Here is a 299-nt window from a genome sequence, read left to right as displayed (position 1 = left end):
CGGCCGAAGCTGACGCAGACGGTCGAAGGCTATCATGCGATGAAATCGCATGTTCAGGTGCGCTTCGGCCGCTGGCGCGAGATCATCGACGAGCCGATGAATAGCGAGCCGGATCTCTATGTGGTGACCGCCGCGCTCCAGCACTACGCCAAGGGCGTGGCGCATGCGACGCTGCGCGAATTTGCGAACGCTAAGCGTGAGCGCGATCTATTTAGCCGGCAAATCGAAGACATCCCACCGGAGCGGCGTTTCCTCAGCAACCCGACGCGGGCCTCGCTCGCCGTCGGCGCCGCGCTGCT

At 63.9% G+C, this 299-nt stretch carries 1 pseudogene; it reads left to right on the top strand.

What is annotated here, in order from left to right:
* Positions 1 to 299, top strand: a pseudogene (locus EN818_RS31865) (hypothetical protein); the annotation flags it as partial.

This window comes from Mesorhizobium sp. M3A.F.Ca.ET.175.01.1.1, assembly GCF_004791945.1.
Classification (GTDB): Bacteria; Pseudomonadota; Alphaproteobacteria; order Rhizobiales; family Rhizobiaceae; genus Mesorhizobium.
The sequence above is the reverse complement of the archived record's forward strand: the minus strand, read 5'-3'. Positions and strand labels throughout refer to the sequence as shown.